Here is a 26,482-nt window from a genome sequence, read left to right as displayed (position 1 = left end):
CAGCGCCGCACCGACGGGGCGGGGCCGACCCGCGCCTCCCGACCGGGCCGCGCCGGCCGTCTACAGGACCGGCGCCCGCCGGATCCAGCCGGTGGCCTCCTCGATCGCGCGCGTCACCGCGAGCAGCTGGGCCTCGCGGCCGTACCGCCCGACGACCTGCACGCCGACCGGCAGCCCCTCGGGCGTGAACCCGGCCGCGGTCACCACGACCGGGTGCGCCGTCAACGTCAGCCGGTTCGCGAGCATCTGCCACGTGAAGTAGCGGTCGAAGCGGTGGCCGTCGACCTCGTCGACCCACTCGACCTCGGCCGGCGGCGCGACCACCGGCGTCGCCGGCAGCACGAGCACGTCGTGCCGGTCGAGCACCGCAGCCGTGTCGCGGTACATCCGGGTCCGACGCTCGTACGCATCGGCGAGCTGCGCCGCCGTGGTGGCGCGCCCCTGCTCGACGTTGCGGACGTAGTCCGGGCGGAACCCGGTGGCACCGGCGTCGACGGCGTGCCGCCCACCCAGGAAGAACTCGAACGTCTCGATGGTCTCCCACGCTTCGTCGGCACCCGCGAAGTCGGGCTCGTCCGCCTCGACGACCGCTCCGAGCCCGGCGAGCTGCTCGGCGAACGCCCGGTGCACGGCACGCACGGCCGGGTCGATCGGCAGGCCGCCGGCGTCCTCGCTCCACGCGACGCGCAGGCCGTCGAGCTCCACCGGACGGACCGGGTGCTGCGTCATGGCGGACATCGGCCAGACGGTCTTCTCGACGGCCAGGGCTTCCATGAAGCGTGCCGCATCGGCGGAGTCGCGTGCCATCGGGCCGGTGACGCCGTGCGGCGTCCAGGCGTTGCCGGTCCGGCCGCTCGGCACCCGGCCCGGGCTCGGCCGGACGCCGACGACGTTGCAGAACGCGGCCGGGTAGCGCAGGCTCCCGCCGCTGTCGGAGCCGTCTGCGATCGGCAGCATCCGCCCGGCGAGCGCCGATGCGGCACCACCGCTGGACCCACCCGCGTGCCGCGAGGTGTCCCAGGGGTTCACGGTCGTGCCGAACACCGGGTTGAAGGTCAGCACGCCCTGGCCCATCTCCGGCGTGTTCGTCTTGCCGATGATGATCGCGCCTGCGTCGCGGAGCAGCGTCGCGAGGACGCTGTCCTGCTCGGCGGGGCGCGCGTCGGCGAACGCCGCCGACCCGTTCGTGGTCGGCAGTCCGGCGACGTCCATCAGGTCCTTCACCGCGGTGGGCAGGCCGTGCAGGAGCGGGAGCGGTTCGCCCGCGGCGCGTGCCGCGGCGGTGCGGCGGTCCGCCGCTTCTGCCGCGGCCAACGAGACCGAGTCGGGCTGCTGGGAGACGACGGCCTGGAGGCGCGGGTTGCGTTCCTCGATCCGGTCCAGGTGGGCGCGCATCACCTCCACCGCCGACACCTCGCGGTTCGCGACGGCGTCGGCCAGGCGGACGGCGGACCAGTCGGCGAGGTGCTCCGCGGTGTGCTCGGGCGCGGGCATCAGCGGCCGCCCTCGTGGTCGTGCTGCTGCTCGGCGTGCACGTGCCCGTCGTGCGCGGCGTCGGCGTGGTGGTCGTGCGCCGCGTGGTCGTGGTCGTGGCCGGAACCCGGCGCGCAGTGGTCGGTCGCCGACGGCGGGACGTCGAGCGAGGGGTTCCGGTCGAAGAAGCCGTCCGGTTCGAGCCGGAAGCCGATCGTGTCGACGGGCATGATCGGCCACTGCTCCGGCCGCGGGAAGTGGTGCACGCCGAGGACGGGCCACAGCACGAGGCGCTCGTTCTCGAGGGACCGGTCCGCCTGCTGCCAGACGTGCACCCCGTCGTCACCGAGCTCGCCCTGGTTCGGGTACTCGCCGGCGATGAAGCGCTCCTCGGGGTCGAAGGCGCTCGCCCAGAGGTGCTTCGCGACGAACGGCGCCTTCCGCTCGACGATGCTGCCGGGGCGGACGTGCAGCTGCGCGGTGTTCTGGACCGCCAGGCGGTAGGCCGTGCTCTCGCCGTAGCGGTTCTGCGCGGACTCGCTCTCGATGCGCCAGTGCAGCGCGCGGGCCGGGTCGGTCATCCGGGCGCCGTCGGCCTCGGAACCGATCGGCGTCTCGACCGCGATGCAGGCGTTGCCGTAGGGGTTCAGGGCCTCGTCGGGCTCGGGCTCGGCGTGCACCTCGACCAGCCGGTTCAACGGCCCGTCGACGGCGGTGTCGAGCCGGACGGCGAAGTAGTGCTGGTGCGTCGGGGCCTGCACGTTCGGTGCGACCATCCGGCCGTACCGCGGGGTCTCGCCGTCGGCGATGCCGGACACCGACATCAGGCCGGTGAGCTTCACCTCGAGCTCGACGGAGCCGTCCTGGTACAGCGACCAGTAGAAGCCGTAGTCGTAGTTCGCCACGGTCGCGAAGCTCGAGATCACGAGTCGGCGGCTGCGACGGACCTCGGCGCTGCCGGTGCGGGTGTTGACGTGCTTCCAGAGGATCGAGTCGTCCTCCTCGTGCAGGCAGATGCCGTTGACGATCGTCTGCGCTTCGCCGTGGCCGTCCAGGAAGTCGACGTCGAAGTAGCGGATCTCCCCCAGGCAGTCGCAACCGAGCTCGAGGCTCGCGGTCAGCGGGCCGGCGCCGTACTCGCCCCAGTCGAAGAAGTTCTTCCGGTACGCGGTCGGGTCGCTGTCCAGGTACGGCACGTACATCTCGTTGACGGCCGCACGGTGCAGCACCGGGCGCTCGACGTCGCCGTCGCGGTAGGACAGGTCGTGCAGCACGAGCCCCTCGCGATGTGAGAAGCCGACGCGGAAGGTCCAGTTCTGCCAGCGGACCTCGTGCCCGTCGATCGTGAAGCCGGGACCGTTCGGCTGGACGATGTCGAGCGCGGAGACCTCGCGGTCGGGGCCCCAGGTGCCGGAGGTGTAGACGCCGGTCTCGCTCGCCATCGGGATGACGCCGTGGTCCTCGATCCGGATGACCTCGAGGGTGTCGAGGTCGAGGATCGGGACGAGCCCGGCGACGGGTCGTGCGTAACCGTTGTCCTCGGGGAACTCGCGGTACCAGACCGTGCCCCAGCTCAGGCGGCGGTCGGCGAGGTCCTCGGGCACGAAGCCGGTGATCGACTCCGGGTCGACCCAGACGAGCGACGTGTCGGTGATCCCGCGCTTCGCGAGCGCCTCGATGATGAGCGGCGACTTCCGTGCGGCCTGCGCGATGAGCCGTGCTTCGTCACTCGAGACGCCGGGGCGACGGTGGTCCACGTCGGTCCACAGCTCGACGATCGCGGGCGAGTCCGGGCCGGCGGTCCACCCGCGCACCTCCCACGCGGCGTGGGCGTCCGGGTCCATCACGACGATCCGCACCGGACGGGCGCCACCGGCGGTCGTGCCCCTGGCCTTCTCCTCGTCGAGCGCGATCCCCCAGAAGCGCGGCCGGTCCCCGATGCGCCCGGAGGCACGGACGGCGGTGACGAAGGAGGCGATCTCGACGGAGGTCAGCGGATCGAGGACGTGGGTGCTGCTCATGGGCTTCCTTCTCGGGTGGATCGTGCGGTCAGTGGGCGTCGAGGACGACGGCGCGGCCGTCCGCGCGGGGGTCGCTCGCGGCGCCGAGGTGTCCGTCGGCGTGCAGCCGGACGGTCTGGACGTGCCCGGCCTCGTCGACGGGGCCGTCGGTGCGGGCGACCGGCAGGCCGAGGGCGTCGGCTGCGGCGATCGCGTCCTCGGAGCCGGGTTCGGCGACGAGCGTCATCACCTCGTGCCCGAGGTCGCGCGCACCGATCACGAACCGCGGTCGACCGAGGACCTCGGCGGGGTCGCTGCCCGCGGCGACCAGGTCACGGGCGAGCTGGGCGAGGATCCACGGCTGGGCGCTCCCGCCCTGGCAGCCGAGGCCGAGCACCAGGTCGTCCGTCTCGGCGATCACCGGCAGCAGGGTGTGCGGCGGTCGCAGGCCCGGTCCGACGTGGGCGGGGTGTGCGGGGTCGGTGCTGAAGGCGGAGCCGCGGTTGTGCAGGACCACGCCCGTCCCCGGGTCGAGGATGCCGGAGCCGAAGAGCTGGTAGACGCTCTGGATGAGCGTGACGACGGTGCCGTCGCTGTCCGCAGCGGTCACCGCGACCGTGTCGCCGAGGGCACGGCCGGCGCGGGGCAGTGCTCCGACCCGACCGGAGTCGCGTGGGTCGAGCATGGCCGCGACGTCGATGGAGCCGCCGCGGGGGTCGCCGAGTTCCGCCTGACGGACGAGTGCGGCACGGTGCACGGCGTCGACGAGGTCGGCGGTCGCGGAGGTCGCGGTGCCGTGCTCACTGCTGCCGGCGAGTGCTTCCGGCAGGATCCCGAGCAGCACGACACCCTGCGTGGGTGGCGGCGCGACCCACCACCGAGCGCCGCCGATCGTCGTGCCGCGGGGCTCGACCAGCTCGGCGTCGTGCGCGGCGAAGTCGGCTTCAGTGTGGGTGCCCCCGAGCGCCCGCAGCCGAGCGGTGATCGAGGCGGCGATCCGTCCCCGGTACATCGCGCCCGGGTCGGCAGCGAGTTCGGTCAGGGTCGCGGCGAGTGCCGGCTGCACGAGCGGGTCGCCCTCGGCCAGGAGCACCCCGGCGTCGTCGGTGAAGACCTCGCGCATCCCGGGGTCGGCGTGGAGCTCGTCGGTCCGGACCGCGATCGCACGGCCGAGTCCGGCGGAGACGGGGACCCCGTCGGCCGCGAGTCGTGCTGCGCGGGTCAACGGGTCGGCGAGCCCGAGCCGGCCGCCGAGTGCGTCGATCGCCTGCCATCCCGCGACGACGCCGGGGACCGTCACGGTCTGGGCGCCCTGCCGCGGCATCCGGTCCTGCTGCGCGAGCGCCGCGACGTCGATGCGAGCCGGTGCGGCGCCGGCGGAGACCACGGCGACGACGGGCTGTCCTGGCCGACGGACGAGGGCGACGAGGTCCCCGCCGATGCTGCACTGGTGCGGGTAGACGACGGTCAGTGCGGTGGCCGCCGCGAGCGCGGCGTCGATGGCGTCCCCGCCGGCCGCGACCGCCTCGGCGGCGGCGTCGAGGGCAGCGGGGTGCGGTGCGGCGACGGCGACGCGTCGGGTGGAGGGTGCTGCTGGGGCGGTCATGCGGTGGTCACCATCCGTGCGGGGCTGAGGAACGCGAGGTCGGGGCGGTCGATGCCCTGCACCAGGTCGGCGACGGCCGCACCGATCGCCGGCCCGAACTTGAAGCCGTGGCCGGAGCAGGCTGCGGCGAGGAGCACCTCGGGCTGCTCGGGCAGGGCGCCGACGACGAACCGCTTGTCCGGGGTCATCGTGTACAGGCACGCGACGGCCTGGGCACCGGCGGTGACGATACCGGGGACGAACCCTTCGAGGAGCTCGGCCAGGTGCGCGACCTCGGCCTCGGTCGGCGGTGCGACGGGCACGTCCGGGTCCCACACGGGTCCGGCGTCGATGCCGATCTTCGCGCCGGATCCGGCGGTCTCCGGGAGCCCGAAGACGAGCCCCTCCGGCAGGTCGACCGAGAAGCACCCGAGCGCGGGTGGCTGCGCCACGGTCTGCCCCGTCGGCGCGGTGAGCGTGACGATGCGCCAGACCTCGAAGAACGCGGCGGCCTCGGGTACCAGGTGCGACGCCCAAGCGCCGCCGGCGAGCACGAGCCGTCGCGCGCGGACACTGCCGGCGTCGGTCCGGACGGTGACGACGCCGTCGTCGACCTGCCAGTCGAGCACGGTCTCGCCGTACCGCAGGTCGGCGCCGGCCGCCGCGGCGGCGGACTGCGCGAACGCGAGCGCCCGTGCGGCCTCGAGCACACCGGCGTCGGGGTCGTGGACCGCGCCGTACGTCTCGGGCGGACGCAGCGAGGGCGCGAGCGTCGGCCAGGCTGCGCGGTCGACCGGGAGGCTCGCCCCACCCTGCATCGTCGGCTCGCCCCGGTGCGCGTACAGTCCACCGGTCCGGTGCAGGAAGGGCGCGCCGGCTGCGGTTCCCCAGCGGTCCCACCCGCGGTACGCACGGTCGACGAGGTCGTTCCACACCGGGTGTGGGTAGGCGCGGCGGATCATCCGGGTGGCGCCGTGCGACGAGCCGCGCTCGTGCCCCGGTGCGAAGCGCTCCACCGCGACGACGTCGAGGCCGCGACGCGCGAGCTCGTACGTGGCGGCGGATCCGTGGATGCCGAGTCCGAGGACGACGACGTCGTGCACGGCCGTCACGCGCGGACCTCGGCGACGACGTCCGCGACGCCCTCGAGCAGGACCCGGACGTCCTCGTCGTCGTTGTACACGTGCGGCGAGACGCGGACGACGCTCGGCAGGCCACGGGCGCCCAGGTCCCACTGCGCGTGGCTCGCGGGGACGGAGATGGAGTCGATGCGGCGCTGCCGGAGCCGGGCCGAGACCTCCTTGCCGGCGACACCGTCGACCGTGAAGGTGACGATCGCGGACGCTGACGCGGACGGGTCCGCCACGGTGACGCCGTCCACGGCGTCGAGCGCGGTGCGCAGGTGGGCGCCGAGGCCGACCAGGTGCGCCTCGGTCGCCGCCGGCCCGCGGTCGAGCGCTTCGCGCAGCGCCACTCCGAGGCCGAGCCGTGCGGCGACGGAGCACTCCCACGTCTCGAGCTGTCGCGCGGTGCCGTCCATCGTCCACTCATCCTCGCCGGTCCAGACGGCTCCGCGGACATCCGGCGCCCATGCACCGACGCCCTCGAGCATCCCGCGGCGCAGGTAGGCGATCCCGGTGCCGCGCGGCCCGCGCAGGAACTTCCGGCCGGTGGTGACGAGGGCGTCGCAGTCGACGGCGCGCACGTCGATGTCGATCTGGCCGACGGACTGCGTGGCGTCGACGACGGTCAGGGCGCCGTGGCGACGGGCGACGGCGCTGATCTCCGCGATCGGTTCGACGAGGCCGGACGAGGTCGGCACGTGCACCGCGCTCACGACGACACGGCCGCTCGCTCCGGCGACGGCGCGGTCCAGGGCCTCGAGGTCCATGGCACCGGTGGCGTCGCTCGGCACGACCTCGAGCCGCACGTCGTCGTGCCGCTGCATGGCCAACAACCGGAGCGCCTGGCTGACGTAGCTGGATCGGGGTGCGACGACCGTGTCCCCTGCGCCGAGCCGCAGCGCGTCGAAGACACCGCGCAGGCCGCTCGTGGCGCTGTCGAACAGGGCGATCTCGTCCGGCGCCGACCCGAGCAGGGTGGCGGCCGCGGTGTAGACGCCGGCGACCTCGTCGGCGACCTGGTTGGCGGCTTCGTACCCACCCACCCGCTGTTCCCGGCGCAGGTGGGTGACCACTGCCTCCAGGACGCCGTCGCTGACCAGGCCCGCGCCGGCCGCGTTGAAGTAGTGGCGCCCTGCGGTGCCGGCGGTGCGGGACCGCTCGGCGGCCACGTCGATCGCCGTCACTGCCTGGGCGGCCATCGTGCCGTCCTCGAGACCGATCGTCATGTCGCGGGTCCTCCCTCGTGCGCGCCACCCCCGGACGCTGAATGGATCCCATCATAAACAGGTTGTATCCATTACCGCCACCGCCGGATACTGTTGAGCCATGGAGCACTCCGCTGAAGCCCGCGCGCAGGAACTCGGACTCGTCATCCCGGACTACGCGAACCCGCCCTACGGTGGCCGGTACGGCAGCTCGCTCCGCGCGTTCCACCGCACCGGGGACCTGCTGGAGCTGAGCGGCATGACCCCGGAGTCACGGGACGGCACGATGCTGCACCCGGGGTCGGTCGGGGTCGACATCACCCTCGAGCAGGCTCGTGAAGCGGCCCGCTACACCGCGGTCAACGCCCTCGGCATGATCCGCTACGCCCTCGGCTCGCTCGACGAGGTCACTGCGCTGTCCCGCGGGCTGTGCTTCGTCCTCTGCCCGCCCGGGTTCGAGCAGCTCAACCAGGTGTCGAACGCGGCCAGCGACCTGCTGTTTGACGTCTTCGGACCGGACGTCGGCCGGATGGGCCGCGCGTCGATCGGTGCGACCGCCCTGTCGCGGAGCGCCTGCTTCGAGCTCTGGCTCAGCTTGGAGTGCCGCCCCCGCCGAGCCGGGGAGTGAGACCACTCGCCGAGACCGGCACGCGGGGGACCGCGTTCTGGCTCCTCGTCGTGGCGTCGACCGCCGGCTACGTCGTCAACGGTGCGAGCACCCCGGTGGTGCCACGGGTGGCGACGGACCAGCTCGGCGCCGACCCCGCCGTCGGTGGGCTGCTCGTGTCGCTCGCGGGGTTCGTGGCGATCGGCGCGATGCCACTCGCCGGCATCCTGAGCGACCGGCTCGGTCCACGACGTGTCCTCCTCGGTGCCGGGTTGCTGGCGGCGGCCGGACTCGGCATCGTGCTCGTCGCGCTGAGCGTCCCGAGCCTCGCGGTCAGCCGGCTCGTCTTCGGCGCCGGCAACGCGGCGACCGCCACCGCCCTGACTGCCTGGGTCGTCGCCGAGGTCCCGGTGACCCAGCGGAGCCGCGCACTCGGCCTGTTCGGGCTCGCCGTCTGGATCGGTCTCGCCCTGGGGCCCGTGGTCGGCGAGAACCTGTACCAGTCGGCCGGACACCGCACCGTGTGGGTCGTCGCGATCGGCATCCAGCTCGCCGGGCTCGGAGTGGCACTGCTCACGCGGGGCGGGTCGGCTCCGGTGCACCGCAGCCCGGCACGACCGGCCGGTGCGGGTCTCGCGGCGGTGCTGCGGGCCGTCGTACGACCGGGTGCGGCGGGACTCGTGGCCTGGGCGGCCGAGGGCTTCATGATCGCGTTCCTCATCCAGCACCTGGTCGGGCAGGGCGTCGGCGCGCAGGGACTGACCGGGGCCGCGAACGTCTTCACGGTCTTCGCAGCGAGCGTCGTCGGGGTGCGACTGCTCCTCGGCGGACTGCCGGACCGGATCGGGCCCGTCCGCACCGCACGAGGAGCCCTGGTCGTCCTCGCCGCAGGGCTGGTCGTCCTCGCGGTCGCACACGACTTCCCGACCGCGGCCGCCGGTGCCGTCCTGGTCGGTGCCGGGTACTCGCCGCTGTTCCCGACGCTCACGATCCTGAGCACCCGGACGCTCGACGACCGCACCCGGGCCACCGGCGTCGGCGTCTTCTCGGCCGTCACCAGCGCGGGCTACGCCGTCGGCTCACTCGTGGGCGGGGTCCTGGTGTCGGCGGTCGGTTCCGGGTGGGCGCTCGTCGTCCTCGCCGCCCTGCAGCTCGCCGCGGTGCCCGCACTCGGCAGGCACGACGGCGGCGGCACCGGTCGCGACCTCAGAGCGCGATGACGACGCTCTTCGACTCGCAGAACGCGCGCAGGGCCTCTTCGCCGAGGTCGCGGCCGAGGCCGGACTCGCCGACCCCGCCGAAGGACAGTGCCGGGTCGAACAGGTTGTAGGTGTTCACCCACACGGTGCCGGCGTGCAGCCGCTGGCCCATCCGGTGGGCGCGGGACAGGTCACGGGTCCAGACCCCGGCGGCGAGGCCGTACGTCTGGTCGTTCGCGATGGCGATCGCCTCGTCCTCGTCGTCGAAGGGGATGACGCCGACGACGGGCCCGAAGATCTCCTCGCGCGCGATGGTCATCGTGTTCGAGACGCCGGTGAAGAGCGTCGGCTCGACGTAGTAGCCCGGGCGCTCGGGCACGCCGCCGCCGACCGCGACCGTCGCCCCCTCGGCCTTGCCCTGCTCGATGTACCCGAGCACCTGCTGCCGCTGCTCCTCGGACACGAGCGGTCCGACGGTGATCCCGCCGTCGAGCCCGTCGCCGACGGGGACCTTCCGGACGGCGGCGACCAGGCGCTCGGTGACCTCGTCGAGGACCGACCGCTGCACGAGCAGGCGGCTGCCCGCGGTGCACATCTGGCCGGAGTGCCCGAACGACGCACGCATCGCGGTGAGCACGACGGCGTCGAGGTCGGCGTCCTCGAACACGATGTTCGGGCTCTTGCCGCCGAGCTCGAGGGTCAGGCGCTTGAAGTCCGCACTCGCGGCGGTCATCACCTTGCGGCCGACCTCGGTGCTGCCGGTGAACGAGACCTTGTCGACACCGGGGTGCGCAGTGAGCGCGGCACCGACCCGGCCGTCGCCGGTCAGGACGTTGACGACCCCGGCGGGCACACCGGCTTCCTCGCAGATCGCGGCGACCCGGAGCATCGTGAGCGGGGTCTGCTCGGCCGGCTTGACGACCACCGTGCAGCCCGCGGCGAGCGCCGGTGCGAGCTTGAACGCGCCGGTCATGATCGGGAAGTTCCAGGGCAGGATGAGCGCCGCGACGCCGACCGGTTCGAGGGTCGTGTACACGTGGTGCGCTCCGCCGTCGACGGGGACGACCGTGCCGGTCAGGCGCGAGGGAGCGCCGGCGTAGTAGCGGAACACCCGGGCCGAGGTCGCGGTGTCGGCGCGGGAGCGCTCGATCGGCTTGCCGTTGTCGCGGGTCTCGAGCACGGCGAGTTCTTCGAGCCGCTCCTCGATCAGGTCCGCGACCCGGTTCAGGATGCGGCTGCGGTCGTGCGGGCTCATCCCGCTCCACCGGCGGTCCTCGTGTGCCCGGCGCGCGGCGGCCACGGCGGCGTCGACGTCGGCGGGACCGGCCTGCGGCACCCGGGTGAGCAGCAGCTCGGTGGCGGGGTCGAGCACGTCGAGGAGTTCGGCGCCGTCGGGTGCGGTCCAGGTGCCGTCGACGAGGAACGGCTCGAGCGGGGACAGGGGTGCGAGCGTGTCTCTCATGACGGTTCCTCCGTGGGACGTGGGCGCGGTGGGTCGGGGTGCTCGGTCAGGGGCGGTCGAGCAGTCGAGCGGGCTCGTCGACCGTGATCCGGGCGAGGACCTCGTCGGGCACGCCGAGTGCGCGGAGGCCGGGGACGACCCGGGCGGTCAGGTGGTCGAGGCCGTGTCCGCCGTACCGACGGAGCTGGCCCTTCGTCCAGGTGGCGTGGCCGAAGACCCAGCGGGTGTCGGGGGCGCTCTCGCGCAGGGCCAGGAAGGCGTCGAGCCGTTGCGGATCGCTGGCGTTGCGGATGCGACCGACGTGCGAGCCCTCGTTGCCGAAGCAGAGTTCGAGCACGGCTCCTGCCTGGCCGAGGTCGCGCAGGTAGGGCAGGTCGAGGAACTCGTCGACGGTCGAGAACACGACCCGGCTCGGGTCGACCCCCTCGGCCACGACGTGCGCGAGCACCTCGAGGCCGTTCCGGGCGTCGGCGGCCAGCCGGACGACGACGGCCGCGCCGGTGGTCGCCGCCGCTCGTGCAGCCGCCGTGAGACTGCGGCGTTCCTCGAGTCCGTCGGCGGTCGCGAACGCCGTCGTCGTCCCCATCAGGCCGAGCAGCCCGGCGCGGTACGTGGTGCCGGGTACCGAGTCCGTCAGCGCCCGTTCGAAGAGCCCCTGTCGCCCGTCGGTGTCCAGGTCGAGGTACCACTCGGGCAGCAGTCGTGGCAGGTAGGCCCCGTATCCGGCGACGATCCCGACGCCGCTCGCCCGTGACAGCTCGGGCAGCCGGGCGTGGTCGGGGCCGAAGCCGAGGGAGCTCAGGTCGACGGCGAGCCCGAGGCCGCTGTTCCGCGCGGTGCGGAGTTCGTCGGCGAGCAGGTCGACGTCGTCGAGGCGCAGGTTGTCCGCGAGTGCGAGCTGGCTCCACCGCAGGGCGGCAGCCAGGTCCGCGGTGACCGCGAGGCTCGGTTCCAGCGCTTCGACACCGGGCCGCTGCAGGGCGCTCGCGTCGGTCAGCAGGTGCTCGTGCATCGACACCGCACCGATCCCGGACGACTCGACGGGGCCGAGGACGGTCTGGATCACGACGTGCCTTTCGCGGTGGCGGACTTGACGGATCCAATCTACATCAGTTTGGATCCCTCTTGTCCACACGTGTCGCCGAGCTCCTCGCTCGACTCCGAACGTTTACACGCGAGCCCCTTCCGTCACGTGCCCGAAACAGCCGGGCAACGACGGCGACACGGGTCCGCACGACACTGGTCGCACTACCTGTCGCCCGACAGGTACTCCGCGAAAGGTCTGCAGCCATGCGCTCTCCAGAGTCACCGCTCCACGCACCGCGCGCCACGTCCAGCGTCGACCCCGTCGACACCCAGGGCTCCGCCCGACTCGGCTACGAGCAGGAACTCCACCGCGGGGTCGGCTCGTTCTCGTCGTTCGCGGCCGGGTTCTCGTTCGTCTCGATCCTGACCACCGTCTTCCAGCTGTTCGGCCTCGGATTCGGACTCGGCGGTGCCGCGTTCTTCTGGGCCTGGCCACTCGTCTTCGGCGGCCAGCTGCTCGTCGCGCTGAACTTCGCGCAGCTCGCCGCCCGGTGGCCGATCTCGGGCGCGATCTTCCAGTGGTCCAGTCGTCTGGCGGGCGCGCGCTTCGGGTGGTTCACCGGGTGGACGATGATCATCGGGCAGATCCTCACCGTGGCCGTCGCAGCCATCGCGGTGCAGGCCGTGCTCCCTGCGATCTGGAACGGGTTCCAGGTCGTCGGCGGCCCCGGAGCCGACCCCTCCCTCGCCTCGTCGACCGGTGCTGCGAACGCGGTGGTGCTCGGCATCGTGATGCTCGTCGTGACGACCCTGGTGAACATCACGAGCGTCCGGCTGATGGCGCGGGTCACGAGCTTCGGCGTGCTGATCGAGATCATCGGCGTCGTCGTGCTCATCGGCGCGCTCTTCCTGCTGCCGCACCGCAGCCCTGCGGTGGTGTTCACGACCGCCGGCTCGACGAGCACCGAACCGTACGTCTGGGCGTTCCTGGCATCGTCCCTGATGGCTGCCTACGTGATGGTCGGCTTCGACTCCGCCGGTGAGCTCGCCGAGGAGACGCACAACCCGCGCCGGACCACCCCGAAGACGATCGTCCGCGCGCTCACCGTCTCCGGCCTCGGCGGCGGGCTGCTCATCATCGGCGCCCTGGTCGCCGCCCCGAGCCTGACCGACGGCAAGCTGGCGACGCAGGGACTCGCCTGGGTGATCACCTCGACGCTCGGCGACGTCTTCGGCCGCCTGCTGCTCTGCACCGTCGCGGTCGCCGTGTTCGCCTGCACCCTCGCCGTGCAGACCGCCGGTGCGCGCATGGTCTACTCGATGGCCCGCGAGAAGGCCCTGCCCTTCCACCGCACGCTCGCTCGGGTCTCACCCCGGACCGGGACACCGATCGCCGCGTCGATCGTCGTCGGTGTCGGTGCCGGCCTCGCACTCGCCGTGAACATCGGTCAGTCCGCGATCTTCACCGCCCTGTCCAGCCTGTGCATCGCGATGCTCTACCTGGCCTACCTCGGCGTCACCGGCCCCCTGCTGGTCCAACGCATCCGGCTCCGACGGTCCGGCTTCCCCGCCGGCGTGGACGAGGACGGCAAGCCGCTGTTCACACTCGGCCGGTGGGGCATCCCGCTCAACGCCCTCGCCGTCGCCTTCCAGATCGGCATGGCGGTCAACCTCATCTGGCCGCGCCCGGAGATCTACGACCTGACCGGAAACTCGTGGTGGCTGCAGTACAGCGCCCTGCTGTTCATCGGCACCGTCCTGCTCGTGGGTTGGGTGTGGTCGGCCCGGCGGCACCGTGCGCACGGACCGATCACCCTCGCCGAGGTCCCGTCCACCGCCTCGGTCCCCGCCGTCCAGGCACCCGCCTCCGCGACCGCGACCGTCGAAGCCTGACCGAAGGAACCCCATGCGCGACCTCCACCAGACCGACAGCGTGCTCGCCTCGCGTTCCGATGCGCGCGCCCAGGCCGGGACGCAGTCCGAGTACATGCCGTACCTGCCGGCGTCGACGTCCCCGTTCGCCCCCGAGGGCGTGGACCGCGCACAGCTCGTCTGGGCAGAGACGGTGGCCCCCGGCGGGTACACGCACAAGGTCCTGGCCAGGGGCTCTCGTCTCCGCTTCGACGACCCGACGGGGCAGGCCTGCGCCAACCTCCTGGTGTTCAACGCGCTCGAACCGTGGGAGCGGTTGAACGTCGCCGACACGCAGAAGATCCCGTGGCAGGCCTACCTCGGTGTCGGCACGCCGCTGCTCAGCGGGGACGGCCGTGCCCTGGCGACGGTGGTCGAGGACACCTCAGGGCACCACGACGCCTTCTGCGGCACGTCGACCGACGCCTGGAACGAGCGGAAGTACGGCGGTGCGGCACCCGAGGGGCCCAGCCCGAGCGGCCGGTCGCTCTTCGCGAAGGCCGCCGCCAAGCACGGGCTGACGAGGCGTGACCTGCCGCCGAGCGTCTCGTTCTTCCAGGGCGTCCGGATCGACGACGAGGGGGCGATGACCTTCACGGGGTCGGCCGGAGCCGGGCACCACGTCACCCTCGTCGCCGAGCTGCCGCTGCTCGTGCTCGTCGCGAACGTCGCGCACCCCATCGACCCCCGGCCGGAGTACGCCGTCGGCCCGCTCCGGGTGCACGCCTGGCGTGGGGCACCGACGACCGACGCGGACGAGCGGTTCACGGCGACGCCGGAACTCACCCGCGCCTACCTGAACGCGATCGACTACGCGGAAGCACGAGGCCTCTGATGCCCGACACGACGACGCACACCCGCACCTCCACCGTCCCGGTCGGCGCCGTCCACGCCCCCGACGTCGCCCTGGACTGGAGCGAGTCCCTCGTGCCCGGCGAAGTCGTCCGCGACGACCGGGTCGAGCCGCTCGCGCCCTGGTCCGCCGTCGTCCGCGCCGGCCAGGTGCTCACGATCGTCGACGTCGGAGGCAACCAGAGCGCCGACTGCCTGGTCTACGACGCGCACGACCCCGACGAGCGCTACAGCGTCCCGGACACCCTCGCGGCCCAGGGGAACGCCTACGTCCGCACCGGCACCGTGCTGATGTCGAACGAGGGGCACCCGCTCATGACGGTCGTCGCCAACGAGATCGACCGGCAGGACACCATCGGCGGCGCGTGCTCGAAGGAGTCCAACACCCTGCGGTACGGCCACCACACCCAGTACCAGCACGGCTGCCGCGAGAACTTCCTGGCCGAGGCCGGCCGGCACGGCCTCGGCGCCCGCGACATCGTCTCGAACCTCAACTGGTTCATGAACGTCCCGGTCGAGGCCGACGGCGCCCTCGGGATCGTCGACGGCATGAGCGCACCGGGCAAGCGCGTCGCCGTCCGGGCCGAACGCGACGTGCTCGTCATCGTGTCGAACTGCCCCCAGATGAACAACCCGTGCAACGACTTCTCCTGCACCCCACTGCGCATGATCGTGGTCCAGCCGTGATCGCCGCACCCGACACGGAGGACACCGTGCCCCAACCACCCGCGCTCTCCACCGACACCGTCCTCGTCGCGAACCGCGGCGAGATCGCCCGCCGGGTGATCCGCTCCGCCAAGGCCCTCGGCATGCGGACCGTCGCCGTCTACTCCGACGCCGACCGCGCCGCGCCGCACGTCCGCGAAGCCGACGTCGCCGTCCGCCTCGGCCCGGCGCCCGCCCGCGACTCCTACCTGCGCATCGACGCCGTGGTGCAGGCAGCGAAGGACACCGGCGCCGGCTTGGTCCACCCCGGCTACGGGTTCCTGTCGGAGAACACGGACTTCGCCCGCGCCTGCGAGGACGCCGGCATCCGGTTCGTCGGGCCGACCGCCGACCAGATCGTCCGCTTCGGCGCGAAGCACACCGCGCGCGAGCTCGCCGCCGCTGCCGGGGTCCCGATGCTCGCCGGCACCGGCCTGCTCGAGAACGTCGACGACGCCGTGGCCGAGGCCGAGCGCATCGGCCTGCCGGTGATGCTCAAGGCCACCGGTGGCGGCGGCGGCATCGGCATGCAGGCGTGCGCGACCCTCGACGAGGTGCGCGCGGCGTACACGAGCGTCACCCGCACGGCCACCGCGGCCTTCGGGTCCGCCGGCATCTTCCTCGAACGCCTGGTGCGACCGGCCCGGCACGTCGAGGTCCAGCTCTTCGGCGACGGCCAGGGGCGCGTCGCGGTGATCGGCGACCGGGACTGCTCGTTGCAGCGTCGGAACCAGAAGGTCATCGAGGAGGCCCCGGCGCCCGCGCTGCCCGAGCACGTCCGCAGCGAGCTGCACGAGTCCGCCCGTCGCCTGGCCGCGAGCGTCGGGTACCGCAGCGCCGGCACCGTCGAGTTCGTCTACGACCCAGTGCGCGAAGAGGCGTCGTTCCTCGAGGTGAACACCCGCCTGCAGGTCGAGCACCCGGTGACCGAAGAGGTCTTCGGAGTCGACCTCGTCGACCTCATGCTCCGCCTGGCCCGTGACGGCGCCGACGGCATCGGCGACGACGTCTTCGACCGCACCTGGACCCCGAACGGCCACGCCGTCGAGGCCCGCGTCTACGCCGAGGACCCGGCGAAGGGTTCGTTGCCCTCCAGCGGCCTCGTCACCCAGGCGGTGTTCCCGAGCGCGACCACCGAGTCCGGCGACCCGAGCGGACTCCGCGTCGACGGCTGGGTCGAGACCGGCTCCGAGGTCTCGGCGTTCTACGATCCGATGCTCGCGAAGGTCATCGCCACCGGCGAGACCCGCGACGACGCCCTCGACCGGCTGCGCGACGGCCTCGCCGCCACGCGGATCGACGGCATCGTGACGAACACCGGGCTGCTCCGTGCGCTGACCGACGACCTCGAGCTCCGCACCGCCACGCACTCCACCTCGACGCTCGACGAGACCGACGACCCGGACCCGCGCATCGACGTCCTCGCCCCGGGCACCATGACGATGATCCAGGACCTGCCCGGCCGGGTCGGGTACTGGCAGGTCGGTGTCCCGCCGAGCGGACCGTTCGACGCCGCGTCGTTCGCCGAGGCGAACCGCGCCGTGGGCAACCCCGACGGCGCCCCCGCGCTCGAGATCACGGCGACGGGTCCGACGCTGCGCTTCTCGACCGCCGCCGTCGTCGCGCTCACCGGCGCACCGGCGCCCGCGACCCTCGACGGTGATCCCGTCCCGCTCTGGAAGCCGATCGACGTCGGCGCCGGACAGACCCTGGCGGTCGGGACGGCGCCCGGGCCCGGCCTGCGCACCTACCTGGCCGTCCGCGGTGGCTTCGACGTCCCCACCTACCTCGGCTCCACCGCCACGTTCACGCTCGGCGGCTTCGGCGGCCACGCCGGTCGCGCGCTGCTCGCCGGCGACGTCCTGCGGCCGGGCTCCCCGGACTCCGACGCGGCGCACCCCGCCTTCCCCGGGGACGCCCGATTGGGCCTGGTCGGCGGTCCGACCCCGGCCGAGCACCGCACGGCACTCACCGACGCGTGGGAGATCGCCGTGACCGAGGGGCCGCACGCCGCCCCGGACTTCTTCACCCGCGCGGACCTGGACGTCTTCTACGCCACCGACTACGGCGTGCACCACAACTCGGCGCGCACCGGCATCCGGCTCATCGGGCCCCGACCCGAGTGGGCGCGGACGGACGGCGGCGAGGCCGGTCTGCACCCCTCGAACATCCACGACACCCCGTACGCGGTCGGTGCGATCGACTTCACCGGCGACACCCCGATCATCCTGGGTCCGGACGGGCCCTCGCTCGGCGGGTTCGTCTGCCCCGCCGTGGTCGCCAGCGGCGACCTGTGGAAGCTGGGCCAGCTCCGACCAGGTGACACGGTCCGGTTCGTCCCCGTCCGCGAAGCCGACGCCGCCGCGCTCGAGGCGAACCGGGCCTCCCGGACCGTCCCCCGCACCGGGGGCGACGGCGACGACGGCGTGATCACCCGCCTGGAGGCGACCGACGTCCGTCCGAGCGTCGCCTACCGACGCGACGGCGACGACAACGTGCTCGTCGAGTACGGCGACATGACGCTCGACATCGCGCTGCGCATGCGCGTGCACGCACTCATGACGAAGCTGCAGCAGGAGGCGCCGAAGGGCGTCCTCGACATCACCCCGGGCATCCGCTCGCTGCAGGTGCACACCGACGCGTCGGTCCTGAAGGCCCGTGACGTGGCCGGGCTCCTCCGCGAACTCGAGGACGAGATCCCGCCCACCGACCAGCTCGTCGTGCCGTCGCGCACCGTCAAGCTCCCGTTGTCGTGGGACGACCCCGCCACACGCCTCGCCATCGAGCGGTACATGAACGGCGTGCGGAACGACGCACCGTGGACCCCCTGGAACATCGAGTTCATCCGGCGCATCAACGGTCTGGAGAGCGTCGACGACGTCTTCCGCACCGTCTTCGACGCGAGCTACCTCGTGCTGGGCCTGGGCGACGTCTACCTCGGCGCCCCGGTCGCGACGCCGCTCGACCCTCGGCACCGCCTGGTCACCACGAAGTACAACCCGGCCCGCACCTGGACCGCCGAGAACTCCGTCGGGATCGGCGGTGCGTACCTCTGCATCTACGGCATGGAGGGGCCGGGCGGCTACCAGTTCGTCGGGCGCACCGTGCAGATCTGGAACCGGTTCCGCCGTGGCGGACTGTTCCAGGAGCACCCGTGGGCGCTGCGCTTCTTCGATCGCATCGAGTGGTACCCGGTCGGCGCGGACGAGCTGCTCGAGCTGCGGGCCGAGACCGACGCCGGACGGGGCTCGTTCGAGACCGTCGACGGCGAGTTCTCGATCGCGTCGTACAACCGCTTCCTCGAGGCGAACGCCGGCTCGATCGCGGACTTCCGGGCGCAGCAAGCGCGAGCGTTCGGCGAGGAGAAGGAGCGGTGGCGAGCCTCCGGCGAGTTCGACGTGCGCGACGAACCGGCCGCCGTCGTGGCGGACGAGGTCGTCCTGCCCGCCGGGGCGACGGCCGTGACCGCGCCCTTCACCTCGACGGTGTGGCAGGTGGACGTGCGACCGGGCGACCGGGTGGACGAGGGACAGAAGTTGTTGGCCGTGGAGGCGATGAAGATGGAGTCGATGGTGCACGCACCGGTGGAAGGCCACGTGTTGGAGGTCTACATCAAGCCGGGCGACCAGGTCGCACCGGGGCAGGTCCTGGCCGCGATCGGAGCGGGAGCGTGAGCGCGGCGAGCGCCGCTGCGGACCGCGTCCGCGACGCCTTCGACCGCATCGACGCCGCCGACCGGCCCGAGGTCTGGATCACCCTGCGCGACCGCGCCGCGGTCCTGCAGGAGGCCGAGGCCGTCGACCCGACGCTCCCCCTCGCCGGCCTGCTGTTCGCCGTCAAGGACAACATCGACGTGGCCGGCTTGCCCACGACCGCCGCCGCACGCTCCTACGCGTACGAACCCGCCGCCGACGCGACCGCCGTCGCCCGCCTGCGCGCCGCCGGCGCGGTCGTCGTCGGCAAGACGAACCTCGACCAGTTCGCCACCGGCCTGGTCGGCACCCGGTCGCCCTTCGGCGCGGTCCGGAACGCGTGGGACCCGACGCGGATCTCCGGCGGCTCGTCGAGCGGCTCCGCCACAGCCGTCGCGCTCGGCATCGTCGACTTCGCACTCGGCACGGACACCGCGGGCTCCGGCCGCGTGCCGGCGGCGCTCGGCAACCTGGTCGGTGTGAAGCCGACCAAGGGCCTGGTGCCGAACACCGGTGTCGTGCCGGCCTGCCGCTCGCAGGACTGCGTCACGGTCTTCGCCCGATCGCTCGACCTCGCCCGCACGGCGGCGGAGCTGATGGCCGGGCTGGACGACACCGACCCGCTCGCCCGCATCGACGTCGCCCTCGCCGACGTGCCCGCCGTCCCGCGGATCGCGATCCCGCTGCCGTCGCAGCTCGAGGGCCTCGCGCCGGGCTGGGCAGAGGCCTTCGCCGCCGCCGTCGAGCGCTTCCGCGCACTCGGCCACCAGGTGGTCGAGGTCGACATCGCACCCCTGCTCGACGCAGCGTCGCTGCTCTACGACGGCGCGTTCGTCGCCGAGCGGTACGCCGCCGTCGGCGCGCACGTCGAGGCGCACCGCGACCTGGTCGGCGACGACCTGGACCCGTCGGTCGCCACGATCGTCCTGGGTGGCGCCCGACCCACGGCAGCGGACCTCTTCGCGGACCAGGAACGCCTCGACGTGCTCGGCGCCGCGGGACGCGCCGCCCTCGCTGGCACCACAGCGCTCCTCACGCCCACCACGACGTGGCACCCCACCCTCGACGAGGTCGCGTCCGATCCGATCGGCGCGAACAGCCGGATGGGCCGGTACACGAACTTCGCCAACCTGCTCGACATGGCCTCGCTCGCCGTCCCTGCCGGGTTCGTCGACGGCCTGCCGTTCGGGGTCATGCTGACCGGTCCCGCGTTCACCGACCGACGGCTCGCGGCGCTCGGCGCCGCGTTCCTCGCGCCCACCGTCGACCTGCTGGTCGTCGGAGCGCACCTCCGTGACCAGCCGCTGAACGGCCAGCTGGTCGCGTCCGGCGGATCGTTCGTCCGGGAGGCCCGCACCGCGTCCGACTACCGGCTGTACGCCCTCGACACGGTGCCGTCAAAGCCCGGGCTGGTCCGGGTGGGGCCGGTCGCGTCCGGCGCTTTCGCGCCGGGGTCGGGGTCGGGGTCGGGCTCGGGGTCGGGCTCGGGCTCGGGCATCGCCGGTGAGGTCTGGCGGCTGCCCGCCGCCGGGTTCGGCACCTTCGTGGCGTCCCTGCCCGCGCCGATGGCCGTCGGCACCGTGGCACTCGAGGACGGCACCGACGTCACCGGGTTCCTGGTCGAACCCTTCGCCGTCGAGGGCGCACTCGACATCACGGCGTTCGGCGGCTGGCGGGCCTACCGCGAGCAGGCATGACGCCGCGCTGGGAGGATGACTCCATGTCCTCCGACGACCGACCGGCCAGGCCCGGTCGCCCGAGGGCCGTCCCGAACGCCGACTCGGCGCTCAGTCCCCGCGACCAGATCCTCGACGCCGCCGCCGCACTGTTCGTCGAGAACGGCATCAGCGCCACCTCGACCCGAGCCATCGCGGAGCGGGTCGGCATCCGCCAGGCCTCGCTGTACTACCACTTCGCCGGCAAGGACGACATGCTCGTCGAACTCCTGACGACCTCGGTCCGGCCGAGCCTCGAGCTCGTCCGCGAGCTCGAACAGCGGGTCCCGGCGTCCGCCACCGCCGCCGGTGCCCTGGCCGCGCTCGTCCTGATCGACGTGGAGACCCTCGCCCGCACCGCGCACAACATCGGCACGCTGTACCTGCTGCCCGAGGTGCAGGGGGAGCGCTACGACGGGTTCCGCGCCGAGCGGATCGAGCTGCGGGACGCCTACGGGCGCCTCGGGTCGCTCGCCGCCGCCGACGACGTCGATGCCTCGATCGTTCCCGCCCGGCTCGGCGGAATCCTCATCCAGCTCGCCGAGACCGTCATCCAGCTCCGCCGCGTCGGAGGTGTCGAGGAGGCCGACCGCGACGCCATCGTCGCGACCTGCCTGCGGGCGTGCGGGCTCGACACCGCTGCAGTCGCCGATGCCCGGCGCGAGTCCGAGTCGTTGCTCGTCGCCGTCACCGTCTGACCCGCTGTTCCGTTCGTCTCCGTCGCCCCATCTGGAGGTTCTGCCATGACCGCGCTCTCCCCCACCGCACACCGTCCGCTCGCCGACGCCCTGCTCCCCCGCACCGCGGTCGTGAGCACCGCGCTCGTCCTCGGCGGTGCGCTGCTCACTGCCGGCGCCGCACAGGTGTCCGTCCCGCTCTGGCCCGTCCCGATCACCGGGCAGACGCTCGCCGTCCTCCTGGTCGGCAGCGCCCTCGGTGCGCGCCGCGGTGCCCTGTCGATGCTGGTCTACGCGCTGCTCGGAGTCATCGGGCTGCCGGTCTTCGCGGGTGGCTCCGCCGGGTTCGGCGTGCTCGTCAGTCCCTCCGGCGGGTACATCGTCGGGTTCATCGCCGCCGCTGCCCTGGTCGGGTGGATCGCCGAACGCTTCGGCGACCGCCCGCTGCGGAACTCGGTGCTGTCCTTCGCGCTCGGCACCGTCGTGACGTTCGCCATCGGCATGGGCTGGCTCGCGGTGTCGCTCGGGCTCGACCTGCAGCAGACGCTCGAGTTCGGGCTGTACCCGTTCGTCCTCGGCGGCGCGGTGAAGGCGCTGCTCGGTGCCGGTGCCATCTCGCTCGGGTGGACGGCGGCGGTTCGGCGACGCGTGGCTGCGCGGGACGCAGGCCGTTGAGGCGGATTCGGCGGGCCATCGTGTTAGGTTGTGCACAACATGATTGCGCACAGCCGATGACCCGGTCTGCCGGCACGCTCCTCGCACTGCACGGAGCAGGCACGTCGATGACGCGACCCCTGCCGGTCCGGGCGCACCGGATGCGGGAACGCGGTTTCGTCCCCGGGCTCCCGCACGCAGTGCTGGTGCCCTTGCTGGAGATCGCAGCCGGGGCAACCCTCGCACGAAGCCAACGACGGTCGACCACAGCTGCTGCTGCCGCTGCCGCTGCGACGGCGCTCGGAGCGGTGCGCACCAGCATCGACCTCGAGGACCGCACCGTCACCGTAGGGACCGTCGCCGCCGCAGCGCTGGCCGTCTCCGGCGCGACGGCGGTGGCCCGCGCGCATCGCGTCGGCCTCCTCGCGGCGACCGGTGCAGTGATCGTGTTCGAACGCACCCGCCGGCGTCGCATCCGCAGCGTCGGTCGACGCACCGCTCCACCATCCCCTGTGAAAGGCACGTGCCCCTGATGACCTCCCGCCGCCGCACTTCCCGCTCGACCAAGCCCCGCACCGTCGTCCGCATCCTGCTGGGAGCCGCCATGACCTGGGCCGGCATCAGCCACCTCACCGTCGCACGCCAGGAGTTCCGGGCCCAGGTGCCGGAGTTCGTCCCGCTGGACCCGGACGTCACGGTCCTGGCATCGGGCATCGCGGAGATCTCCCTCGGCGCCGCCCTCGTGCTGCTGGTCCGCCGGCAGGCCACCGTCGGGTGGGTCGCCGCGGTGTTCTTCACCGCCATCTTCCCCGGCAACATCGCACAGTGGATGCACCACCGTGACGGCTTCGGCCTGGACACCGACACCAAGCGGTTCGTCCGGCTCCTGTTCCAGCCCGTGCTGATCGCCGTCGCACTCTGGGCCACGAACGCGCTCCGCAAGCGGCGCTGAGCCGGACTCCCGCGGGTCAGACCAGGGCGCCCCAGAGCGCCAGCCACAGCGGCGCGGGCGCCCCGTACACGAGCGCCTGGCCTGCCGGATCCAACTCCTCGATCTCGGCCCGTTGACCCTTGATCGCGAGCGGGGCGGTGAGGCCGCGGAACTCGACACTCGAGGTCCGCACCGGAGCGACGGCCGCGAACGGCACGACCTCGGGTTCGAAGCGCGTTCCCGCTGCGACCCCAGCCTCCACCGCACCCTCGTGCAGGAACAGTCCGTTGCTGCGCAGGACGGCACGAGCCGGCAAGGCAAGGGAAGCACTGTCGGCACCGACCGGGAGGACGAGGCGAACATCCTCGCCGTCCCGCACGTAGCCGCTCACGGTGACCGTCGGCGTCGTGATGAGGAGCCCCGCTGCGGCCACCACGCCGACCAGCACGACGGCCGAGGCGCCCGCACGGACGACGTGCACACCGGCGTCCATCGCCGTTCGGAGTACTCGACCAACCTCACGGGCGATCGCGACGACGAACGCGAGGACGGCCACCAGCCCGATCACGCTCCCGACGGTCCCGAAGGCACGGAGGTCACCGAGCCACAGCCACATCGCCGAGGCGACCAGGTAGGCCGGGAAGAGGATGCAGCCGATCCCGTACCAGCGCAGCCACCGGACCTCGGGGAACGCGTACGTCACCCGTCGGGTGAAGAACGCACGGGCGAGCAGCCGGCGTCCCTCGACGATCGCGTCGCGCCGGAGGAAGTTGTGGCCGGTGAGCGCCATGAGGGCGATGTACCCGTCGAACTTCACGAACGGGATGGCGTTGACGAGGGCCGCGAGGAACGAGACGACGCCGAACGCCGCGAGCAACTCCTGCCAGGTCGACCCTGCCGGCAGCAGCGCGGCGACGACCTCGGCCAGCCCAGCGAGTGTGACCTGCACGAGGACACCGCTCGCCGCGACGAGCGCCCGTTGGCGCCGGTCCCCCACCCGCCAGGCATCGGAGACGTCGCAGAAGAAGGCGGGCAGCAGGTAGAAGAGCATCACACCGACGCGGCGAGGGCGGCCGCCGAGGCGTGCGAGCGCGGCAGCGTGCCCGGCTTCGTGCAACGCGGTCGCGACGGTGAGCATCGCCACGAGCAGCAGGTACTCGGACAACCCCAACGGATGGGTCACACTCGTGATCACGACGTCCCGGTTGATGACCGCTGCGACCAGACCCGCGACCACTGCCGACGCCGCGACCGCGAACACCGTCCGAGTACTGACCTTGCCGAGCAGTCGCTGCAGGAGCGAGAAGAGCCGTTCCGGGTTGGCGAGCGTCACCTGCACCGTGAGGGGTGGCACGTACCGGACCCGTCGCTTCTGCGACGCAGCCGACCCGGTCTCGTCGTCGAGGAACCCGAGCTGCGCGAGTTGTCCACGGGCCTCGGACAGGTCCGCGTCGGTCCACTCCTGACCTGTGTCGGCGCGCAACCGACTCCGCAGCTCCTCGTCCGTCCGGACGCTCGCCAGCGCGATCGCGTACAACGCGATGGCCGGACCGAGCCCGTACGCCTTCCCGTGCGGGTTGACCCCCACCCATCCCTCGGCGGTGTGGTTGACGGACGCAGCGGGAGCGAGGGTCGGTATCGCGCCGAGGGGTTCCGTCAACGAAGGTCCTTCGTACGGGTCAGTTGGAACGCGCCGAGCCCGAGCACGACGAGCCAACCGACGATCACGGCGCTCGCGCTCGGCACCGACAGCAGGTGCTCCTGTGCGTCGATGTAGACCGATGCCATCGCGTTCGTCATGAAGAACTTCCCGACGCTCGGCAGGAATGCCTGCAGGGCCGGTTCGACGAGCATGCACAGCGCGAACACGACGATGATCGCCACGATCGCGTTGCGGGTCAGGAGGCCGATCAGCGTCCCCCACAGGCCTGCGACGGTGTTGATGACTGCGCAGCCGAGCACGATCAGCCACGCCTCCTTCGACATGTGCAACGCCGAGTCGTTCATCGCCAGCAGGATCGCGGCGAACCCGACGGAGGCCGCAGCGCCGAGGAGCGCGCCGACGAACCCGGTCAACGCGCCGATCGCAGCCTTCCCGGTGAAGTACGCCGTGCGGCTGCCGAGGGCCGTGATCACCCGGCTCGCCACACCCGAGCTGACCTCGCGTGCAGCGTCGAAGGCCGTCGCCATCCCGATGAACAGGGACAGCGCGAACCAGGTGCGGACCATCGTCACGGTGACGTCGACGTCGCCGTCGGGCGTCCGGAGCTGGTCCGTCACACCCGAGAACGTCCCCGCCGCCGACAGTGCGGTGAGCAGGACGCCGAAGACCAGGAAGTAGGGGACTGCCCTGCCGAGCCAGGCGCGGCGGACCTCGGAACGGAGCATGGTGGCGGTGGTCATCCTGCTCACCGCCCCGATCCGGCTGCAGCGGGCGTCGGGACGAGGTCGAAGAACCGGTCCTCGAGTGATGCCCCGCCGACCGTCAGGTCAGCCAGGGTGCCCGAGTAGCGGACCGTCCGGTCGAGTATGACGACGTCGTCGACCGTGTGTTCGACCTCGGCGAGCATGTGGCTGGAGATCAGCACGCTGTTCCCTTGCTGGGCGTAGTGACGGATGAGTTCCCGGAGCCACCGGATGCCCTGTGGGTCCAGGCCGTTCGTCGGCTCGTCCAGGATGAGGAGGCGAGGTTCGGCGAGCAGCGCGATCGCCAGCGCATGGCGCTGCTTCTGCCCCGTCGACAGCTTCTGGACGCGCGTGCGGCGGTGCTCCGTCATGCCGACGATCTCGAGCAGTGACTCGACACGGTCTCGCGAGGCGCCGACGAGCTCCGCCCACGTCCGCAGGTCATCGCCGACCCGGGCATGCTGCAGGGATTGGACGCCGTCGACGCTGTACCCGACGACCTTCGCGGGCTGCGACAACGTCGAGAACGGCACGCCGTGGACGAGCGCTCGTCCCGACGTCGGTCGGACCAGGCCCAGGAGGCCGCGCAACGCGGTGGACTTGCCAGCACCGTTCTTGCCGAGCAACCCGACGACGCGTCCCTCGGGGACGGCGAACGTCAGGTCGGCGACGACCTGTCTGCCGCCGTAGGTCTTGCTGAAGCCGTCGAACTCGGCCAGGTTCATGATGCGTTCCTCTGGGTACTCGGGCAGGTGGTCGGGTACTGGCGGGTGTGCGGATCTCAGCGGATCTCAGCGGATCTCTGCGGATCTCTGCGGATCGAGGGGCGATCGACGCAAGCGCCGACCGCCCCTCGACGGTCATCAGGTGAGGATCAGGACCCCACCGGCGACCATGCCGGCGCCGACGACGGCACCGGCCGCGAAGCCCGCGGCCGTGTCCCAGAAGCCGGGTGCCTCGAGGTCCTCGAGCTCGCTCACGGCGAAGTCGAGGGTGCCCACCGAAGTGATCGTCTCGGTCATGTCACACTCCTTTTCAGTTCGTTGTCAGATGGTTGGTCGACCTGTTCGCCCCAGAAGGGCCGAGGATCAGGTCAGTGCCACGATCGCGGCTGCTGCGCCGGCTGCGGCGATGGCCGAGCCGACACCGACCACGAAGCCGCCCCAGAAGTCCGGTGCCTCCATGTCCTCCAGCTCGGTCGCGCCGAGGTTGAGCATGGTGTTCGTCTTGAGTTCCTGCATGTTTGTCCCTCCCTTCA

The 26,482-nt window shown here is 72.4% G+C and carries 23 protein-coding genes; 11 read left to right on the top strand and 12 right to left on the bottom strand.

Annotated elements, in window-relative coordinates:
- Nucleotides 1-60: 60 nt before the first annotated feature.
- From ABH929_RS03290 to ABH929_RS03270, 5 genes are read right to left on the bottom strand one after another with little or no spacing between them, the layout of a single operon-like run.
- Entirely contained in the window at nt 61-1,494 is a 1,434-nt protein-coding gene (locus ABH929_RS03290; protein ID WP_263054852.1) for an amidase, read from the bottom strand.
- Entirely contained in the window at nt 1,494-3,494 is a 2,001-nt protein-coding gene (locus ABH929_RS03285; RefSeq protein ID WP_404560085.1) for a primary-amine oxidase, read from the bottom strand. The genes ABH929_RS03290 and ABH929_RS03285 overlap by 1 nt, the downstream gene beginning before the upstream one ends.
- A gap of 28 nt (nt 3,495-3,522) precedes the next feature.
- A complete protein-coding gene (locus tag ABH929_RS03280) occupies nt 3,523-5,079 on the bottom strand; it encodes a gamma-glutamyltransferase (protein WP_404560084.1) in 1,557 nt (518 codons plus the stop codon).
- On the bottom strand, nt 5,076-6,170 hold the full coding sequence (locus ABH929_RS03275) for an FAD-dependent oxidoreductase (protein ID WP_404560083.1): 1,095 nt from the start codon (nt 6,168-6,170) through the stop codon (nt 5,076-5,078). The genes ABH929_RS03280 and ABH929_RS03275 overlap by 4 nt, the downstream gene beginning before the upstream one ends.
- Nucleotides 6,167-7,408 carry an aminotransferase class V-fold PLP-dependent enzyme gene (locus ABH929_RS03270; RefSeq protein WP_131844896.1) on the bottom strand — a complete coding sequence of 414 codons (1,242 nt, stop codon included), beginning with the start codon at nt 7,406-7,408 and terminating at the stop codon, nt 6,167-6,169. The genes ABH929_RS03275 and ABH929_RS03270 overlap by 4 nt, the downstream gene beginning before the upstream one ends.
- 100 nt (nt 7,409-7,508) lie before the next feature.
- Here ABH929_RS03270 and ABH929_RS03265 point away from each other — a divergent pair, with 100 nt between their 5' ends.
- Nucleotides 7,509-8,015, top strand: a complete 507-nt coding sequence (locus ABH929_RS03265) for a RidA family protein (RefSeq protein ID WP_131844897.1) — start codon at nt 7,509-7,511, stop codon at nt 8,013-8,015.
- Entirely contained in the window at nt 8,012-9,214 is a 1,203-nt protein-coding gene (locus ABH929_RS03260; protein ID WP_159572869.1) for an MFS transporter, read from the top strand. The genes ABH929_RS03265 and ABH929_RS03260 overlap by 4 nt, the downstream gene beginning before the upstream one ends.
- Here ABH929_RS03260 and ABH929_RS03255 read toward each other — a convergent pair.
- Nucleotides 9,201-10,655 (bottom strand): aldehyde dehydrogenase family protein, encoded by a 1,455-nt coding sequence (locus tag ABH929_RS03255; protein WP_404560082.1) that lies wholly within the window; start codon nt 10,653-10,655, stop codon nt 9,201-9,203. The two genes, ABH929_RS03260 and ABH929_RS03255, sit on opposite strands and share 14 nt — an antisense overlap.
- Before the next feature lie 46 nt (nt 10,656-10,701).
- On the bottom strand, nt 10,702-11,721 hold the full coding sequence (locus tag ABH929_RS03250) for a hypothetical protein (RefSeq protein WP_404560081.1): 1,020 nt from the start codon (nt 11,719-11,721) through the stop codon (nt 10,702-10,704).
- A 224-nt stretch (nt 11,722-11,945) separates the two neighbouring features.
- On the opposite strand from ABH929_RS03250, the gene ABH929_RS03245 reads away from it, so the two are divergent.
- From ABH929_RS03245 to ABH929_RS03205, 9 genes are all read left to right on the top strand, one after another.
- Nucleotides 11,946-13,574 (top strand): APC family permease, encoded by a 1,629-nt coding sequence (locus ABH929_RS03245; RefSeq protein ID WP_404560080.1) that lies wholly within the window; start codon nt 11,946-11,948, stop codon nt 13,572-13,574.
- Nucleotides 13,575-13,587: 13 nt separating this feature from the next.
- Complete coding sequence (locus tag ABH929_RS03240) at nt 13,588-14,427, top strand: urea amidolyase associated protein UAAP1 (protein ID WP_263054846.1); 840 nt, start codon at nt 13,588-13,590, stop codon at nt 14,425-14,427.
- Nucleotides 14,427-15,131: an urea amidolyase associated protein UAAP2 gene (locus tag ABH929_RS03235; protein ID WP_134195549.1), complete on the top strand. Its 705-nt coding sequence runs from the start codon at nt 14,427-14,429 to the stop codon at nt 15,129-15,131. The genes ABH929_RS03240 and ABH929_RS03235 overlap by 1 nt, the downstream gene beginning before the upstream one ends.
- Before the next feature lie 26 nt (nt 15,132-15,157).
- The gene (gene uca, locus ABH929_RS03230) at nt 15,158-18,823 is read left to right on the top strand and encodes an urea carboxylase (protein WP_404560079.1); all 3,666 of its coding nucleotides are present in this window, start codon (nt 15,158-15,160) and stop codon (nt 18,821-18,823) included.
- Nucleotides 18,820-20,538, top strand: a complete 1,719-nt coding sequence (gene atzF / locus ABH929_RS03225) for an allophanate hydrolase (RefSeq protein WP_404560078.1) — start codon at nt 18,820-18,822, stop codon at nt 20,536-20,538. Before uca ends, atzF begins: the two co-directional genes overlap by 4 nt.
- Nucleotides 20,539-20,561: 23 nt before the next feature.
- Nucleotides 20,562-21,254, top strand: coding sequence for a TetR/AcrR family transcriptional regulator (locus tag ABH929_RS03220; protein ID WP_404560077.1), 693 nt, complete (start codon nt 20,562-20,564; stop codon nt 21,252-21,254).
- A 45-nt stretch (nt 21,255-21,299) separates the two neighbouring features.
- Complete coding sequence (locus tag ABH929_RS03215) at nt 21,300-21,908, top strand: biotin transporter BioY (RefSeq protein WP_248704406.1); 609 nt, start codon at nt 21,300-21,302, stop codon at nt 21,906-21,908.
- 287 nt (nt 21,909-22,195) lie between these two features.
- Nucleotides 22,196-22,420, top strand: a complete 225-nt coding sequence (locus tag ABH929_RS03210) for a hypothetical protein (RefSeq protein ID WP_404560076.1) — start codon at nt 22,196-22,198, stop codon at nt 22,418-22,420.
- Nucleotides 22,420-22,839: a hypothetical protein gene (locus ABH929_RS03205; protein ID WP_131844908.1), complete on the top strand. Its 420-nt coding sequence runs from the start codon at nt 22,420-22,422 to the stop codon at nt 22,837-22,839. Before ABH929_RS03210 ends, ABH929_RS03205 begins: the two co-directional genes overlap by 1 nt.
- Before the next feature lie 16 nt (nt 22,840-22,855).
- Here ABH929_RS03205 and mpaP read toward each other — a convergent pair whose 3' ends face one another.
- The 5 genes from mpaP to ABH929_RS03180 form a co-directional block, all read right to left on the bottom strand.
- On the bottom strand, nt 22,856-24,478 hold the full coding sequence (gene mpaP / locus ABH929_RS03200) for a daptide biosynthesis intramembrane metalloprotease (protein ID WP_404560075.1): 1,623 nt from the start codon (nt 24,476-24,478) through the stop codon (nt 22,856-22,858).
- The gene (locus ABH929_RS03195; RefSeq protein ID WP_404560074.1) at nt 24,475-25,230 is read right to left on the bottom strand and encodes a hypothetical protein; all 756 of its coding nucleotides are present in this window, start codon (nt 25,228-25,230) and stop codon (nt 24,475-24,477) included. Before ABH929_RS03195 ends, mpaP begins: the two co-directional genes overlap by 4 nt.
- On the bottom strand, nt 25,227-25,949 hold the full coding sequence (locus tag ABH929_RS03190; RefSeq protein ID WP_263054837.1) for an ABC transporter ATP-binding protein: 723 nt from the start codon (nt 25,947-25,949) through the stop codon (nt 25,227-25,229). Before ABH929_RS03190 ends, ABH929_RS03195 begins: the two co-directional genes overlap by 4 nt.
- 138 nt (nt 25,950-26,087) lie before the next feature.
- Nucleotides 26,088-26,246: a hypothetical protein gene (locus tag ABH929_RS03185; protein WP_181433321.1), complete on the bottom strand. Its 159-nt coding sequence runs from the start codon at nt 26,244-26,246 to the stop codon at nt 26,088-26,090.
- Between the two features lie 66 nt (nt 26,247-26,312).
- Nucleotides 26,313-26,465, bottom strand: a complete 153-nt coding sequence (locus tag ABH929_RS03180) for a daptide-type RiPP (protein WP_263054836.1) — start codon at nt 26,463-26,465, stop codon at nt 26,313-26,315.
- Nucleotides 26,466-26,482: the final 17 nt, after the last annotated feature.

The sequence above is a fragment of the Curtobacterium sp. AB7 genome (genome assembly GCF_044909335.1).
Lineage (GTDB): Bacteria > Actinomycetota > Actinomycetes > Actinomycetales > Microbacteriaceae > Curtobacterium.
This window is presented reverse-complemented; position numbering and strand designations above follow the sequence as displayed.

What these genes read in the sequence shown, in the direction of transcription:
- ABH929_RS03290 (WP_263054852.1), bottom strand. Translation starts at nt 1,494, where the DNA reads ATGCCCGCGCCCGAGCACACCGCGGAGCACCTCGCCGACTGGTCCGCC.
- ABH929_RS03285 (WP_404560085.1), bottom strand. Translation starts at nt 3,494, where the DNA reads ATGAGCAGCACCCACGTCCTCGATCCGCTGACCTCCGTCGAGATCGCC.
- ABH929_RS03280 (WP_404560084.1), bottom strand. Translation starts at nt 5,079, where the DNA reads ATGACCGCCCCAGCAGCACCCTCCACCCGACGCGTCGCCGTCGCCGCA.
- ABH929_RS03270 (WP_131844896.1), bottom strand. Translation starts at nt 7,408, where the DNA reads ATGACGATCGGTCTCGAGGACGGCACGATGGCCGCCCAGGCAGTGACG.
- ABH929_RS03265 (WP_131844897.1), top strand. Translation starts at nt 7,509, where the DNA reads ATGGAGCACTCCGCTGAAGCCCGCGCGCAGGAACTCGGACTCGTCATC.
- ABH929_RS03255 (WP_404560082.1), bottom strand. Translation starts at nt 10,655, where the DNA reads ATGAGAGACACGCTCGCACCCCTGTCCCCGCTCGAGCCGTTCCTCGTC.
- ABH929_RS03245 (WP_404560080.1), top strand. Translation starts at nt 11,946, where the DNA reads ATGCGCTCTCCAGAGTCACCGCTCCACGCACCGCGCGCCACGTCCAGC.
- ABH929_RS03240 (WP_263054846.1), top strand. Translation starts at nt 13,588, where the DNA reads ATGCGCGACCTCCACCAGACCGACAGCGTGCTCGCCTCGCGTTCCGAT.
- ABH929_RS03235 (WP_134195549.1), top strand. Translation starts at nt 14,427, where the DNA reads ATGCCCGACACGACGACGCACACCCGCACCTCCACCGTCCCGGTCGGC.
- ABH929_RS03220 (WP_404560077.1), top strand. Translation starts at nt 20,562, where the DNA reads ATGTCCTCCGACGACCGACCGGCCAGGCCCGGTCGCCCGAGGGCCGTC.
- ABH929_RS03215 (WP_248704406.1), top strand. Translation starts at nt 21,300, where the DNA reads ATGACCGCGCTCTCCCCCACCGCACACCGTCCGCTCGCCGACGCCCTG.
- ABH929_RS03205 (WP_131844908.1), top strand. Translation starts at nt 22,420, where the DNA reads ATGACCTCCCGCCGCCGCACTTCCCGCTCGACCAAGCCCCGCACCGTC.
- ABH929_RS03190 (WP_263054837.1), bottom strand. Translation starts at nt 25,949, where the DNA reads ATGAACCTGGCCGAGTTCGACGGCTTCAGCAAGACCTACGGCGGCAGA.
- ABH929_RS03185 (WP_181433321.1), bottom strand. Translation starts at nt 26,246, where the DNA reads ATGACCGAGACGATCACTTCGGTGGGCACCCTCGACTTCGCCGTGAGC.
- ABH929_RS03180 (WP_263054836.1), bottom strand. Translation starts at nt 26,465, where the DNA reads ATGCAGGAACTCAAGACGAACACCATGCTCAACCTCGGCGCGACCGAG.